Origin of the sequence: Streptomyces hokutonensis (assembly GCF_042751305.1) — a bacterium.
GTDB classification, from domain to species: Bacteria; Actinomycetota; Actinomycetes; order Streptomycetales; family Streptomycetaceae; genus Streptomyces; species Streptomyces hokutonensis_A.
This window is the reverse complement of record NZ_JBHYWD010000004.1, coordinates 517,277-530,128: the sequence shown is the minus strand read 5'-3', so window position 1 is coordinate 530,128 and position 12,852 is coordinate 517,277. Positions and strand designations below refer to the sequence as shown.

The 12,852-nt window shown below is 69.6% G+C and carries 14 protein-coding genes, 1 rRNA gene and 1 pseudogene; 7 read left to right on the top strand and 9 right to left on the bottom strand.

What is annotated here, in order from left to right; all coding sequences use genetic code 11:
* Window positions 1-87, bottom strand: a 16S ribosomal RNA gene (locus ACFXC1_RS14845); the annotation flags it as partial.
* A 534-nt stretch (window positions 88-621) separates the two neighbouring features.
* Window positions 622-1,263: a DNA-3-methyladenine glycosylase gene (locus tag ACFXC1_RS14840; protein WP_381242679.1), complete on the bottom strand. Its 642-nt coding sequence runs from the start codon at window positions 1,261-1,263 to the stop codon at window positions 622-624.
* A gap of 137 nt (window positions 1,264-1,400) precedes the next feature.
* Here ACFXC1_RS14840 and ACFXC1_RS14835 point away from each other — a divergent pair, with 137 nt between their 5' ends.
* The 3 genes from ACFXC1_RS14835 to ACFXC1_RS14825 all read left to right on the top strand — a co-directional run bounded on the left by ACFXC1_RS14835 (window position 1,401) and on the right by ACFXC1_RS14825 (window position 3,415).
* Complete coding sequence (locus tag ACFXC1_RS14835) at window positions 1,401-2,183, top strand: sporulation protein (protein ID WP_381242677.1); 783 nt, start codon at window positions 1,401-1,403, stop codon at window positions 2,181-2,183.
* A 40-nt stretch (window positions 2,184-2,223) separates the two neighbouring features.
* A complete protein-coding gene (locus ACFXC1_RS14830) occupies window positions 2,224-2,763 on the top strand; it encodes a YbhB/YbcL family Raf kinase inhibitor-like protein (protein ID WP_381242675.1) in 540 nt (179 codons plus the stop codon).
* 145 nt (window positions 2,764-2,908) lie between these two features.
* The gene (locus ACFXC1_RS14825; RefSeq protein ID WP_019067385.1) at window positions 2,909-3,415 is read left to right on the top strand and encodes an HNH endonuclease; all 507 of its coding nucleotides are present in this window, start codon (window positions 2,909-2,911) and stop codon (window positions 3,413-3,415) included.
* A gap of 67 nt (window positions 3,416-3,482) precedes the next feature.
* Here the strand turns inward: ACFXC1_RS14825 and ACFXC1_RS14820 are convergent, their stop codons facing one another.
* The 3 genes and pseudogenes from ACFXC1_RS14820 to ACFXC1_RS14810 form a co-directional block, all read right to left on the bottom strand.
* On the bottom strand, window positions 3,483-4,442 hold the full coding sequence (locus tag ACFXC1_RS14820) for an SPFH domain-containing protein (RefSeq protein WP_381242673.1): 960 nt from the start codon (window positions 4,440-4,442) through the stop codon (window positions 3,483-3,485).
* Window positions 4,443-4,572: 130 nt separating this feature from the next.
* Window positions 4,573-5,007: an NfeD family protein gene (locus ACFXC1_RS14815; RefSeq protein ID WP_381242671.1), complete on the bottom strand. Its 435-nt coding sequence runs from the start codon at window positions 5,005-5,007 to the stop codon at window positions 4,573-4,575.
* Between the two features lie 347 nt (window positions 5,008-5,354).
* Window positions 5,355-5,879: pseudogene (locus ACFXC1_RS14810) on the bottom strand (ABC transporter ATP-binding protein); the annotation flags it as partial.
* Between the two features lie 132 nt (window positions 5,880-6,011).
* On the opposite strand from ACFXC1_RS14810, the gene ACFXC1_RS14805 reads away from it, so the two are divergent.
* Window positions 6,012-6,800: a hypothetical protein gene (locus ACFXC1_RS14805; protein WP_051105886.1), complete on the top strand. Its 789-nt coding sequence runs from the start codon at window positions 6,012-6,014 to the stop codon at window positions 6,798-6,800.
* Between the two features lie 332 nt (window positions 6,801-7,132).
* Here the strand turns inward: ACFXC1_RS14805 and ACFXC1_RS14800 are convergent, their stop codons facing one another.
* The 4 genes from ACFXC1_RS14800 to ACFXC1_RS14785 form a co-directional block, all read right to left on the bottom strand.
* Window positions 7,133-7,372: a chaplin family protein gene (locus ACFXC1_RS14800; RefSeq protein WP_019067389.1), complete on the bottom strand. Its 240-nt coding sequence runs from the start codon at window positions 7,370-7,372 to the stop codon at window positions 7,133-7,135.
* A gap of 214 nt (window positions 7,373-7,586) precedes the next feature.
* A complete protein-coding gene (locus tag ACFXC1_RS14795) occupies window positions 7,587-7,826 on the bottom strand; it encodes a chaplin (RefSeq protein WP_019067390.1) in 240 nt (79 codons plus the stop codon).
* A gap of 166 nt (window positions 7,827-7,992) precedes the next feature.
* The gene (locus tag ACFXC1_RS14790) at window positions 7,993-8,634 is read right to left on the bottom strand and encodes a response regulator (protein WP_019067391.1); all 642 of its coding nucleotides are present in this window, start codon (window positions 8,632-8,634) and stop codon (window positions 7,993-7,995) included.
* Entirely contained in the window at window positions 8,627-9,772 is a 1,146-nt protein-coding gene (locus tag ACFXC1_RS14785) for a GAF domain-containing sensor histidine kinase (protein WP_381242668.1), read from the bottom strand. The genes ACFXC1_RS14790 and ACFXC1_RS14785 overlap by 8 nt, the downstream gene beginning before the upstream one ends.
* Window positions 9,773-9,956: 184 nt before the next feature.
* Between ACFXC1_RS14785 and ACFXC1_RS14780 the strand changes: the two genes are divergently transcribed.
* From ACFXC1_RS14780 to ACFXC1_RS14770, 3 genes are all read left to right on the top strand, one after another.
* A complete protein-coding gene (locus ACFXC1_RS14780; RefSeq protein WP_381242667.1) occupies window positions 9,957-10,652 on the top strand; it encodes an SDR family NAD(P)-dependent oxidoreductase in 696 nt (231 codons plus the stop codon).
* Window positions 10,649-11,734 (top strand): S-adenosylmethionine:tRNA ribosyltransferase-isomerase, encoded by a 1,086-nt coding sequence (locus ACFXC1_RS14775; protein WP_381242665.1) that lies wholly within the window; start codon window positions 10,649-10,651, stop codon window positions 11,732-11,734. The genes ACFXC1_RS14780 and ACFXC1_RS14775 overlap by 4 nt, the downstream gene beginning before the upstream one ends.
* A gap of 299 nt (window positions 11,735-12,033) precedes the next feature.
* Complete coding sequence (locus tag ACFXC1_RS14770) at window positions 12,034-12,798, top strand: transglycosylase SLT domain-containing protein (protein WP_381242663.1); 765 nt, start codon at window positions 12,034-12,036, stop codon at window positions 12,796-12,798.
* Window positions 12,799-12,852 lie beyond the last annotated feature (54 nt).

The following is a 12,852-nucleotide window of genomic DNA, read 5'->3' as shown; positions in this document are numbered from 1 at the left end:
CCCCACCGAAGTGGTTCATCGTTCGACTTGCATGTGTTAAGCACGCCGCCAGCGTTCGTCCTGAGCCAGGATCAAACTCTCCGTGAATGTTTACCCGTAATCGGGTGCACACACACGAGAGCGGAACGACCACCGGAATAGGATGATCGTTCACAGCGTCCTCGCTGTATGTTTTCTTCAAAGGAACCTCGTCCCAGACATCAGATGATGACTGGAGACGGGGTATCAACATATCTGGCGTTGATTTTTGGCACACTGTTGAGTTCTCAAGGAACGGACGCTTCCTTTGTACTCACCCTCTCGGGCTTTCCTCCGGGCTTTTCCCTTCGGTCTTGCGTTTCCGACTCTATCAGACCGTTTCCGGTCCCGATTCCCTGTCGGTTGGGATTGTCAAACGCTTTGGGCTTTCGCCCGTCGGCCTTTCGACATTCACTACGTTAGCCGATTCCCTCGCCAGCTCATAATCGAGTTCCGCAAGTTCGAATTCAGGCATGCGGGCATGCTGAACGCGCCCCTGCTGAGAGGGAGTCGTAGGTAGTGGGTTGGCCGCTTCCGGCTGCAGGCGAATGCCGTACCCGGGTCAAGCGGCTCGGGCTACATTACGCACCCCGCCACGGCGCGTCAACTTGACCGACGCCTGGGCGTATGGGCCCGATAAGGGCTCACCGTAGGGTCGTTGGTGATCCAGAAGCGCCACGGGTGGACCGCGCCCTCGCCGGACACTCCGGTGCGGGGACCGTTGCTTACCTGATGGGACGGCACGGGTGTGCCGGCCAGCATGCGCAAGGGTGTCTCGCCCGTGGTGCACGCGTCCGTGCCGTCCAGGGAGCGGTCGACGTCCAGGGCCGTAGCCAGGCGGGCCGGGCCTTTGGCCAGTTCTTTGTCATTTCGGGCCGAGAGTCGACGTTTGCGGGCCAGTTCAGCGCCCTCGACGATCTCTCCGGCGCGGAGCAGGACCGCCCTCGCCGTGCCCTCAGGACCGCACACCAGGTTCATGCAGTGCCACATGCCGTAGGTGAAGTAGACGTACACGTACCCGGGTGGGCCGAACATCACGCCGTTGCGCGCGGTCGGGCCGCGATAGGCATGGGAGGCGGGGTCGTTTGCGCCGTCGTAGGCCTCGGTCTCTGTGATGCGCAGGGTTATCGGACCGTCGGGGGTCGTGCGGACGAGGAGGCGGCCCAGGAGGTCGGGGGCGACCTCCAGTACAGGGCGGTCGAAGAAGTCTCTGGGGAGTGGCTTACGGTCCGGGGGCGCGATCATGGCGTCCGAGCGTAGTCCAGACGCGCTTGTGCCAAGGGGTGGTCAAGGTTCGGTCCGCTTGCCAGGGTGTGGCGCGGAACCGGTCGCGGTCGGATCGCGTTTGTAGGGATCAAGGGTCCATTCGTAAAGGGAGAGTCATGGCGTTCAAGAAGCTGCTCGCGAGCCTGGGGGCCGGCGGGGCTTCGGTGGAGACGGTGCTGACCGAGGTCAACGTCGTTCCTGGTGGTGTGGTCCAGGGCGAGGTGCGGATCCAGGGCGGGTCCGTGAACCAGGAGATCCAGGGGCTCTCGGTCGGACTGCAGGCCAAGGTCGAGGTCGAGAGCGGCGACCAGGAGTACAAGCAGGACATCGAGTTCACGAAGGTGCGCCTCGGCGGTGCCTTCGAGTTGCAGGCGGGGACCGCGCACACCGTGCCGTTCGGTCTGGAGATCCCCTGGGAGACGCCGGTCACGATGATCGACGGTCAGGCGCTGCGCGGGATGCACATCGGGGTGAGCACCGAGCTGGCGATCGCGCGGGCCGTGGACTCCAGTGACCTGGACCCGGTCAACGTGCACCCGCTGCCCGCGCAGAAGGCGATTCTGGACGCCTTCATCCAGCTGGGCTTCCGCTTCAAGAACGCGGACATGGAGCGCGGTCACATCCGGGGGACGCGGCAGAAGCTGCCGTTCTACCAGGAGATCGAGTTCCACCCGCCGTCGCAGTACCGGGGGCTGAACCAGGTCGAGCTCAGCTTCGTCGCCGATGAGAGCGCGATGGACGTCATCCTGGAGATGGACAAGAAGCCGGGACTGTTCAGCGAGGGCAGTGACACCTTCCGGTCCTTCCAGGTGGGCCAGCACGACTTCCACGGGACGGACTGGGCGGCGTACCTCAACCAGTGGATCTCCGAGGTCGGCAGCAAGCGCAACTGGTTCTAGGCTCGGGACGTACTGAAGATTCCGATCAGGAGGTACCAAGGTGACCGAGCTGAAGCGGCGACCTCTCCCCCATGACTTCCATCCGCCCGTGCCGTCGTTCACGGTGACGAGTGAGGACGTCGAGCCCGGAGCAACGCTCAAGGACGCTCAGGTCTACGCGGCCGGCAACACCTCGCCGCAGCTGCGGTGGGAGGGCTTCCCGCCGGAGACCAAGAGTTTCGCCGTGACCTGCTACGACCCGGACGCCCCTACGGGGAGCGGGTTCTGGCACTGGGTGCTGTTCGACATCCCGGCCTCGGTGACCGAGCTGCCGGCGGGTGCGGGCAGCGGCAAGTTCGAGGGGCTGCCGGAGGGCGCCGTACAGGTGCGGAACGACTACGGGTCGAAGGACTTCGGCGGGGCCGCGCCGCCGCCCGGGGACGGGTCGCACCGTTATGTGTTCACGGTGTACGCCGTGGACTCGGAGAAGCTCGGTCCGGACGCGGACGTTTCTCCGGCCGTCGTCGGTTTCAACCTGCGGTTCCACGCGCTGGCGCGTGCCCAGCTGATCGGTGAGTACGAAGCGCCGACGGAAGACTGACGTTCATTGAACGTTTGCCCGCCTCTGGTCTTGGAATTGATCAGGGGCGGGCAGTTTTTATTGCGTTGTCCATCTCGGCGTGCCCGGCCAGAGTTGATCCAAGCCCGCCAGGCGGTGGGCCGATTGCACACGGGAGGTGGGCTGGATGCGGGACACGCTGGTGCTGAACGCGAGCTTCGAGCCGCTGTCGACGGTGTCGTTGAATCGAGCCGTCGTTCTGGTGCTCCAGGACAAGGCTGTCGTCGAGCAGGCCCACCCCGAACTGCGCATGCGCGGAGCCGAGGTCGACATACCGGCGCCCCGGGTGATCCGGCTGTGCAGGTACGTCAGGGTGCCGTTCCGAAGACAAGCTCCGTGGTCGAGGCGGGGTGTGCTGGTCCGGGACCGGCACCGGTGCGCGTACTGCGGCAGGCGGGCGACGACGGTGGACCACGTGGTGCCGAGGGCGCAGGGTGGTCAGGACTCCTGGCTGAACACGGTGGCCTCGTGCGCGGAGGACAACCACCGCAAGGCGGCCCGGACTCCGGAGCAGGCCGGAATGCCGCTGCTGCGGCGGCCGTTCGAGCCGACGCCGGCGGACGCGATGCTGCTGGCGCTGGGGACCGAGGACTTCGATGCCCTTCCGCAGTGGCTGGTGCAGCCGGCGGCGTAGGGCACGTGAACTGAACTGGGGCCCACCTCCTGCGGGAGGTGGGCCCCAGTGTCGTAGAACAGGCCTGTCAGTCGATGGACGGCTTCTCTCGGCGTTCCGAATTGCCGTCCGAGTTGCCGGAGTTGCCTCCGCCGCCTCCCGAACCGCCGCCGAACGGGCCCATGTTGCCCATCGCGCCGGAGAGGCCCTTGAGGGCGTCGCCGATTTCGCTGGGGACGATCCAGAGCTTGTTGGCGTCGCCTTCGGCGATCTTCGGGAGCATCTGGAGGTACTGGTAGCTCAGGAGCTTCTGGTCGGCGTCTCCGGCGTGGATGGCCTCGAAGACCGTACGGACGGCCTGGGCCTCGCCCTCGGCGCGCAGGGCGGCTGCCTTGGCCTCGCCTTCGGCGCGTAGGATCTGGGACTGCTTCTCGCCCTCCGCGGTGAGGATGGCGGCCTGGCGGGTGCCCTCCGCGGTGAGGATGGCGGCGCGCTTGTCACGGTCGGCGCGCATCTGCTTCTCCATCGAGTCCTGGATGGAGGTGGGGGGCTCGATTGCCTTGAGTTCGACGCGGTTCACGCGGATGCCCCACTTGCCCGTCGCCTCGTCGAGGACGCCGCGCAGGGCCGCGTTGATCTCCTCGCGGGAGGTCAGGGTCCGCTCCAGGTCCATGCCGCCGATGATGTTGCGGAGCGTGGTGACCGTGAGCTGCTCAATTGCCTGGATGTAGCTGGCAACTTCATAGGTCGCGGCCCGCGCGTCCGTCACCTGGTAGTAGATGACCGTGTCGATGTTGACGACCAGGTTGTCCTGGGTGATCACCGGCTGCGGCGGGAACGGTACGACCTGTTCGCGCAGGTCGATGCGGTTGCGGATCGTGTCTATGAACGGGACGACGATGTTGAGTCCCGCGTTGAGTGTTCGTGTGTAGCGGCCGAACCGCTCCACGATCGCGGCACTTGCCTGCGGGATGACCTGGATCGTCCTGACCAAAGCGATGAAGACCAACACCACCAGGATGATCAAGACGATGATGACCGGTTCCATCGTGCTCCCCGTACCCTTCTCCGCCTCGGCGCTTTCGGAAGATCTTATGGTTGTTGAAGATCTTGCTGGTCGAGTCTGTCAGACCGTCACGCAACTCGTGTGCTGTTCGGTTCAGTTGAGTCCTGCGAGGTCAGATGACGATCGCGGTGGCTCCCTCGATCTCCACGACGTCCACCTCCTGGCCCGGTTCGTAGGCACGGTCGGTGTCGAGCGCGCGGGCCGACCAGACCTCGCCGGCGAGCTTGATCCGGCCGTGGCCCGAGGCGTCCACGCGCTCCAGGACGACGGCTTGTTTGCCCTTCAACGCGTCCACGCCCGTGGCGAGTTGGGGGCGTTGCGAGCGGTGCCGGTTCGCGATGGGGCGTACGACCGCGATGAGCGCGACCGAGACGACGGCGAAGACCAGGACCTGGACGACGGGGTCCCCGCCGAGCCCGGCGGTGGCCGCGGCGGCGCCCGCGCCCGCGGCGAGCATGCCGAACTCCGGCATGGCGGTCACCACGAGCGGGATTCCGAGCGCCGCCGCGCCGACGAGCCACCACACCCATGCGCCGATGTCGTTCACAAGGTCATGGTAGGGCGGCGGGCCGGGTCGCGGACAGGGCGCATATGCCCGTACGACCCGTATTTTTCAGGGGAGTTCGGTCAGGACATGGGGAGACCGTGTGCGGTCCAGCGGTCGCCGACCTGCTCGACGATCAGCGGGAGGCCGAAGCAGAGGGAGAGGTTGCGCGCGGTGAGTTCGAGCTCCAGCGGGCCGGCGGCGAGAACCTTGCCCTGACGGATCATCAGGACGTGGGTGAAGCCGGGGGCGATCTCCTCGACATGGTGGGTGACCATGATCATGGAGGGGGCGATCGGGTCGCGGGCGAGACGGCCGAGACGGCGTACGAGGTCCTCGCGGCCGCCGAGGTCGAGGCCGGCGGCGGGCTCGTCGAGGAGGAGCAGCTCGGGGTCGGTCATCAGGGCGCGGGCGATGAGGGTGCGCTTGCGCTCGCCCTCGGAGAGGGTGCCGAACTTGCGGTCCAGGTAGTCGCTCATGCCGAGACGGTCGAGGAAGGCGCGGGCGCGCTGCTCGTCGACGTCCTCGTAGTCCTCGTGCCACCCGGCGGTCATGCCGTAGGCGGCGGTCAGCACGGTCTGCAGGACGGTCTGGCGCTTGGGGAGCTTCTCGGCCATGGCGATACCGGCGACGCCGATGCGGGGGCGCAGTTCGAAGACGTCGACCTTGCCGAGGGTCTCGCCGAGGATGGTGGCGGTGCCGCTGCTGGGGAACAGGTAGCTGGACGCGACATTCAGGAGGGTGGTCTTGCCGGCGCCGTTCGGGCCGAGGATGACCCAGCGCTCGCCCTCCTTGACCGACCAGGAGACCTGGTCCACCAGAGCCCGGCCCTCCCGGACCACGGTTACGTCCTCCAGCTCCAGAACATCGCTCATGAGCGCGCTGTCTCCCATTGCATCGTCGGCCTGTCTCGGCTGTCGCGTGCGCCGGTAGGCGCAGCCCTCGAAGAAATCTACGCCACCGGCCGGGCGGTCCATCCCATCGGTCCGGTCCTTAGGGTGGGGGGCATGCTTTCGGAACCACGTTCAGGACGCCTCGCCGCCTGGGGAAACGCCCTTTTGGCCGGGCTTGTCTCCCCGGACGACGCCGTACTCGCCATCGTGGGCGAGGACGCCGTGCACCGGGTGGAAGGGCTGCCGGGCGAGTCGGCGCCCGTCGGACTCACACTCGCACTGGGACGGCTGCGCACCCTCGGGGTGACCGGGCTGCGCCTGGCCCTGCCCACCTCGGGACACCCGCTGGGGCTGAGCGGCCCGCCCGCGTTCAACGCGCGGGCCCTTGAGGCCGAGGAGGCGGTGATCTGCTACGGCGCCGCGCTCGGCCTCGTTCCCGAGGTGTACGAGGCCGGTCCCGCCGGCGATGTCCATGTCGAGGTCGTCTGGCACTGTCTGCCGGTGCGGGAGGCGCCGCCCGCCGATGTGCCCTCGCTCGGTGAGGCGGAGCGGGAGCTCGCGGAGGCGCTGCGGGACGCGACGGCGGTGTTGTCGCGGCTCGACGTGGCCGGGTCGGGACCGGTCGCGGAGGCGGCGCTCGACGCGTATCGCGCGCGGGCGGAGCGGGGGCGGGAGGTGCTGGCGCCGGGGTATCCGCCGCGCGCGGTGCGGGTGTTGGAGCTGGCGCAGCGGGTGGGGCTGCTGGTGTCCCTGGCCGAGGAGAGCGGGCACGGGGGCGCGGTGAGCGCGTCCGAGATGGCGGTGCGGGCAGAGGCGTTGCGGCCGGTGGAGCGGACGGCTCGGCGGGCGCAGGTCGCGGCGTACAACTCCGTTGTGGAGGAGCGGGAGAAGGGGGTGCGGTGAGGGGGGTGCGGTGAGGGGGGTTGCCGCTTGGTTGCCGTGAGTTGGTGTGGGGGTCCGGGGCTCCGCTCCCGGGCCCCCGTCGGCCCTGAAGGGGCCTCGGGGGGGGGGGGGGGGGGCGGGGGGGGGGGGGGCGTGGGCGCGGGCGGGGGCGGCGGGGGGGGGGGGGGGGGGGGGGGGGGGGGGCGGGGGGCGGGGCGACAGACCCCGCGCCCCCCTGGGCCCGCGATGGGGCCAGCACAACAACGCCCCGCGGGGGGTGTGGCGGCCCGGGCCAGGCGGGGCCCCCGGTCTCCGGGTTTCGGCGTGGGCCCCCCTTCCTACGGCTGTGGGTGTCAGCCGTTGATGCCCTTGTTGCCGAACGTGGGGTTCAGCAGGCCGATGACGTTGACGCTGTCGCCGACGACGTTGACGGGGACGTGGACCGGGACCTGGACGACGTTGCCGGAACCGACACCCGGCGACTTCACGGCCGCGCCGTCGGCACCCGCGTCGGCGACAGCGGCACCGGCGGAGGCGCCAGCGGCGATACCGGCGACGGTGAGGGCCACGGCGGCCTTCTTGGCGATGTTCATGGGAAGCGTTCCTCCTGCGATTGCGTGACCGACCCGGCCGCGGGTCGTGAGCTGATCAACGCAGGAAGTACCGGGAACGGCACGGGAATGCGCGTTTGACTGCCCGTTCGGATCATTGGCGGGACAAACCGACCGAATGACCAGGTGACGAGCAGACCGGCCACCCCAGGAGCGCCCTGGGAGGCCGGAGGTCACTGTCGCGGAGCGACGTGCGTCAGTGGTTGACGCCCAGGTTGCCGAAGGCGGGGTTCAGGACGCCGATGACGTTGACGCTGTTGCCGACCGCGTTCACCGGGACGTGCACCGGGACCTGGACGACGTTGCCCGAGCCGACGCCGGGCGAACCGACGGCCTGGCCGTTCGCCAGGCCGTCGGCGGAGGCCAGCCCGGCACCGGCGGCTACCAGCCCGCCGGCCACCATCGTCACGGCCGCTGCCTTCTTCAGGTTCTTCACTTCTGAGCCCTCCTAGCGATCACCGCGGCAGGCGCCGCGGCACGCACTGGAGAACGGTGGAGATCCACGAAGGATGCGCCATCCGGGGGACATTCCCACGACGGTATGAATCTCGGTCCGGAACGGGACGTTCCGTGTTGCCGTCACGCCCTCGCCCCGGTGCCGCTCACCTGGTCAGGCCGTGGCGTACGGCGAACAGGGCGGCCTGGGTGCGGTCCGCCAGGTCGAGCTTCATCAGGATGTTCGAGACATGGGTCTTGACCGTCTTCTCGGAGAGCACCAGGGCGCGGGCTATCTCGCGATTGGAGCGGCCGTCGGCGATCAGGCCGAGCACTTCGCGCTCCCGCTCCGTGAGGGAACCGCCTCTCCCCTGCCCCGAGTTGGACTCCTCCTGGGACAACAGGACGCCGGCGACCTCGGGTTGGAGCAGGATGTGGCCCGCGTGCACGGAGCGGATGGCACCGGCCAGCGCGTCCGGGTCCACGTCCTTGTAGACGTAACCGGCGGCTCCCGCGCGCAGGGCCGGGATCACCGTGCGCTGTTCGGTGAAGCTGGTGACGATCAGCACGCGCGCGGGGTGGTCGAGTTCGCGGAGTCTGCGCAGCGCGTCGATGCCGTCCATGCCCGGCATCTTGACGTCCATGAGGACGACGTCGGGCTTCAACTCCTCGGTGCGGGCGACTCCTTCGGCTCCGTCGGCCGCCTCGCCGACGACCTCGATGTCGTCCTGCACCTCCAGGAAGGTGCGCAGGCCCCGGCGGACGACCTGGTGGTCGTCGACGATCAGCACCTTGATTGCGTCAGCCACCGGGGACCTCCATCTCGATCGTGGTGCCCTTTCCGGGCGCCGATTCCACGGTGAGCGTGCCGCCGACGCCGTTGGTCCGGTCCCGCATGGAGACCAGGCCGAGGTGGCGTCCCGCGCGGCGGATCGACTGGGGTTCGAAGCCGCGGCCGTCGTCGGTGATCCGCAGGACCGCGCCGCAGCCGCTGCGCTCCAGGGTCACGGCGACGTGTTCCGCGCCGGAGTGCCGCAGCGCGTTGTGCAGGGCCTCCTGGGCGACGCGGAGCATGGCCTCCTCCTGGGCGGCGGGCAGGGCGCGGAAGCCGCGGCCGGTGAAGGTCACGCGGGCGGTGTGGGCGCGGTCGAGGACCTGGATCTGGGTGCGCAGGGTGGCGCTCAGTCCGTCCTCGTCCAGGGCGGCGGGGCGCAACTCGACGACCGCGGCGCGCAGTTCGTCGGCGGCCTCGGCGGCGAGCGCGGCGACCTGCTGGAGTTCGCCCTTGGCGCGGGAGGGGTCGCGGTCCACGAGGGTGGCGGCCGCCTGTGCGGTGAGGCGGAGGGAGAACAGCTTCTGGGCCACCGCGTCGTGCAGTTCGTGGGCGAGCCGGGAGCGCTCCTCGGCGATGGTCAGCTCGCGGCTGCGCTCGTAGAGGCGGGCGTTGGTGAGGGCGATGGCCGCGTGCTGGGCGAGGATCGAGAGCAGCTCCTCGTCCTCCTCCGTGAAGCCGCAACTGCCGTCCCTCTTGGGGCAGTTCTTGTTCGCCAGGAACAGAGCCCCGATGACCTCGTCGTCGTCGCGAATGGGCAGGCCCAGGAAGTCGGACATGTCGGGGTGGGCCGAGGGCCAGCCCTCGAAGCGCGGGTCCTTGCGCACGTCCGCGAGGCGTTCGGCCTTGGCCTCGTGCAGCATCGCGGCGAGGATGCCGTGCTGGCGCGGGAGCGGGCCGATGGCCTTCCACTGGGCGTCGCTGACGCCGTCGACCACGAACTGGGCGAAGCCGCCGTGGTCGTCGGGGACGCCGAGCGCGGCGTACTGCGCGTCGAGCAGCTCGCGGGCCGAGGCGACGATCGTCTTGAGGACGTCGCGCACCTCCAGGTGCCTGCTCATGGCCAGCAGCGCGGAACTCACCGCCGCGAGGCCGGACCGTGGACCTTGACTCATGTCCTCACGGTACCGGCGGGGTGTGACAACGCGGATCGGGCCGGTGGCGGCCCTTGTCTGGTCCGGAAGGCCTAGGGCGAAGGGCCCCGGTGGACTGCGGCCGGCGTCCGACGCGGCGGGGGCGGTCCCGTTCCTACGTTGGGGGCACGCCGACGGAGGCGTAGTGGACGAGGGGACGTGTGTCATGCCGGTAGCGATCATCACGGGGGCGTCGAAGGGGCTGGGGCGGGCGCTCGCCGAGGCACTGGCCGCGCGGGGCTGGGACCTGGTGCTGGACGCCAGGACCGAGGGAGCGCTCGGGGAGGCCGCGGTGGCCGTCGGCGCGTACGGCACGCGCGTGGAGGCGGTCCCCGGGGATGTCACGGACGCCGGGCACCGGGCCGGGCTGGTGGCCGCGGCGGGGAAGCTGGGCGGTGTCGACCTGGTGGTGAGCAACGCGAGCGCGCTGGGCGCCGAGCCGCTCGTACGACTCGACGAGCTGCCCCTGGACGGGCTGCGGCGGGCGCTGGAGGTGAACGTGGTGGCCGCCCTCGGGCTGGTCCAGGAGGCGCTCCCGCTGCTGCGGGCCTCGCGGGCCGGTGCGGTGATCGCGGTCAGTTCGGACGCGGCGGCCGAGGCGTACGAGACGTGGGGCGGCTACGGGGCGTCCAAGGCGGCCCTCGACCAGCTCGCGGCGGTGCTCGGCGCGGAGGAGCCCGGGCTGCGGGTGTGGGCGGTCGACCCCGGGGACATGGGCACGGATCTGTACGCGGCGGCCGTACCGGACGACGACGATCCACGGCCGGAGCCCGCCTCGGTGGTGCCGGCCTTCCTGCGGCTGCTGGACGAACGCCCGGCGAGCGGGCGCTATGGGGCCCCGGCGCTCTTGGAAGAGCGATGACGGTGGCCGTGCGCGTCCCCGAGGAGCTGTCCGCGCGGGTGCCGGCCGAGCAGCGCGGGCCCGGGCTCGACCGGGACGCCGTACGACTGCTCGTGTCGCGAGGGACCGAGGTGTCGCATCACGGGTTCGTGGAGTTGCCGCGGCTGCTGCGGGCCGGGGATCTGCTGGTCGTGAACACCTCGCCGACGCTCGCCGCCGCCGTGGACGGGTGGATCGGGCACGCGCGCGTGGTGGTGCATTTCTCGACGCGGGGCGATGACGGGCGGTGGGCGGTCGAGCTGCGGGAGCCGGACGGGAAGGGCACCTCACGCGCGTGTGCGGGCGGCCCGGCGGGGACGGAGGTGCGGCTGCCCGGGGACACGCGGCTGACCCTGGAGGAGCCGCTGAGCGCGCGGGGCGAGCGGTTGTGGTGGGCGCGGGTCTCCGGTTCGGGGGTGGTCGAGCTGTTGCGTGAGCACGGGCGCCCCATTCGCTACCCCTATACGGAGCGCGATCAGCCGCTGTCCGTCTACCAGACGGTCTTCTCGTTGCCGTCGGAGGACGGTACGGGCAGTGCGGAGATGCCGAGTGCCGCGCGGCCCTTCACCGCGCGGATGGTGGCGGAGCTGGTGAGCCGGGGGGTGCAGTTCGCGCCGATCACTTTGCACACGGGGGTGGCGTCGGCCGAGGTGCACGAGCCGCCGTATCCGGAACGGTTCGCGGTGCCGGAGGCGTCCGCCCAGTCGATCAACGCGGTCAGGGCCGGGGACGGGCGGGTGATCGCGGTGGGGACGACCGCCGTGCGGGCCGTCGAGTCCGCCGCCGGTGGCGATGGGGTCGTACGCGCGCGTGCCGGGTGGACGGATCTCGTCGTCACCCCGGAGCGGGGGGTGCGGGTGGTGGACGGGCTGCTGACGGGGCTGCACGAGCCGGAGGCCTCGCATCTGCTGATGCTGGAGGCGGTCGCCGGACGGGCCGCTGTCGACCGCAGCTATGAGGAGGCGTTGCGCGGGCTCTACCTGTGGCACGAGTTCGGGGACGTGCACCTCATCCTCCCGGCGGAGGATCCTCACGCAGAGCGTTGCGTGAGCAACTCCGAGTGAGGTTGTCGCGTCGCCGATGTGAGCCCGCACATAGGGCGCAGATCACGTACTAGGGCACATAGGAGATAAACCTGACCCGCTTGAGCGGGGCAGACGGTCCCGTCTGTCCTGTTTTGCCCTTCCCTGGTCCACTATCGAGGATCGTACGTCACACCTTTGCCACAGGTTTTTGCGACCGCTAAGAATTGCAGCCGTCGCTCAGCGCCGCGGATCCCGTCCGCGGCGTTTGTGCCGGAAGCACCCGCGTCCCCGCCGGACCGAAGAGCGACCTCCGCGCAATTCGAAGAGGTCCATCCGCCATGCCCAAGAACACGAACACTCCTGGTCATAGTCGCCTGACCAAGCCGAACAAGCTGACGAAGCAGCACAGGATCGCGCTCGCCGGCGTCGCCACGCTCGGCGCCGCCGCCCTCGCCTTCTCGGCGGTGCCCAGCGACGCGGGGACGACCACCACCGACGCCGCGTCCCCGGCGAAGGTGGCGTACAGCACGGAGCCCATCAAGGGCGTCAAGGCCAGCGTCACCGACCAGCTCGCCGGTGCCAGCCTGAAGACCGAGGCGATCCAGGCGAAGGCCGACGCCAAGGCGAAGGCCGCGAAGGCCAAGGCGGACGCCGCCGCGAAGAAGAAGGCCGCCGCCGAAGCCGCCGCCAAGAAGAAGGCGCAGGCCGCGCGCAAGGCCAAGAAGGCCGCGAGCCGCTCCAGCCAGCGCGTCAAGCTCCAGCCGGTCGCCGCGACGACCTACGCCAACAACCTCAACGGCTGGATCAACCACGCCCTGGCGATCATGAAGCAGAAGGGCATCCCGGGCTCGTACTACGGCCTGTACAAGAACATCATGCGGGAGTCCTCGGGCAACCCGAGCGCCGTCAACGGCTGGGACGTCAACGCGGTCAACGGCACGCCGTCGATCGGTCTGCTCCAGGTCATCCAGCCGACGTTCAACGCGTACCACGTCTCCGGTACCTCGACGAACATCTACGACCCGGTCGCCAACATCACCGCCGCGGCCAACTACGCCGCCGCGCGGTACGGCTCGATCGACAACGTCAACAGCGCGTACTGAGACGTGTACTGAGGCCTCCGGCGGACCTCTGGGTCTCGGTATCGACGCCGAAGG

Coding starts and splice junctions, on each gene's coding strand:
- ACFXC1_RS14805 (WP_051105886.1), top strand. CDS start 6,012: ATGCTTTCGGAACCACGTTCAGGACGCCTCGCCGCCTGGGGAAACGCC.
- ACFXC1_RS14840 (WP_381242679.1), bottom strand. CDS start 1,263: ATGATCGCGCCCCCGGACCGTAAGCCACTCCCCAGAGACTTCTTCGAC.
- ACFXC1_RS14775 (WP_381242665.1), top strand. CDS start 10,649: ATGACGGTGGCCGTGCGCGTCCCCGAGGAGCTGTCCGCGCGGGTGCCG.
- ACFXC1_RS14800 (WP_019067389.1), bottom strand. CDS start 7,372: ATGAACATCGCCAAGAAGGCCGCCGTGGCCCTCACCGTCGCCGGTATC.
- ACFXC1_RS14835 (WP_381242677.1), top strand. CDS start 1,401: ATGGCGTTCAAGAAGCTGCTCGCGAGCCTGGGGGCCGGCGGGGCTTCG.
- ACFXC1_RS14780 (WP_381242667.1), top strand. CDS start 9,957: ATGCCGGTAGCGATCATCACGGGGGCGTCGAAGGGGCTGGGGCGGGCG.
- ACFXC1_RS14825 (WP_019067385.1), top strand. CDS start 2,909: ATGCGGGACACGCTGGTGCTGAACGCGAGCTTCGAGCCGCTGTCGACG.
- ACFXC1_RS14785 (WP_381242668.1), bottom strand. CDS start 9,772: ATGAGTCAAGGTCCACGGTCCGGCCTCGCGGCGGTGAGTTCCGCGCTG.
- ACFXC1_RS14820 (WP_381242673.1), bottom strand. CDS start 4,442: ATGGAACCGGTCATCATCGTCTTGATCATCCTGGTGGTGTTGGTCTTC.
- ACFXC1_RS14770 (WP_381242663.1), top strand. CDS start 12,034: ATGCCCAAGAACACGAACACTCCTGGTCATAGTCGCCTGACCAAGCCG.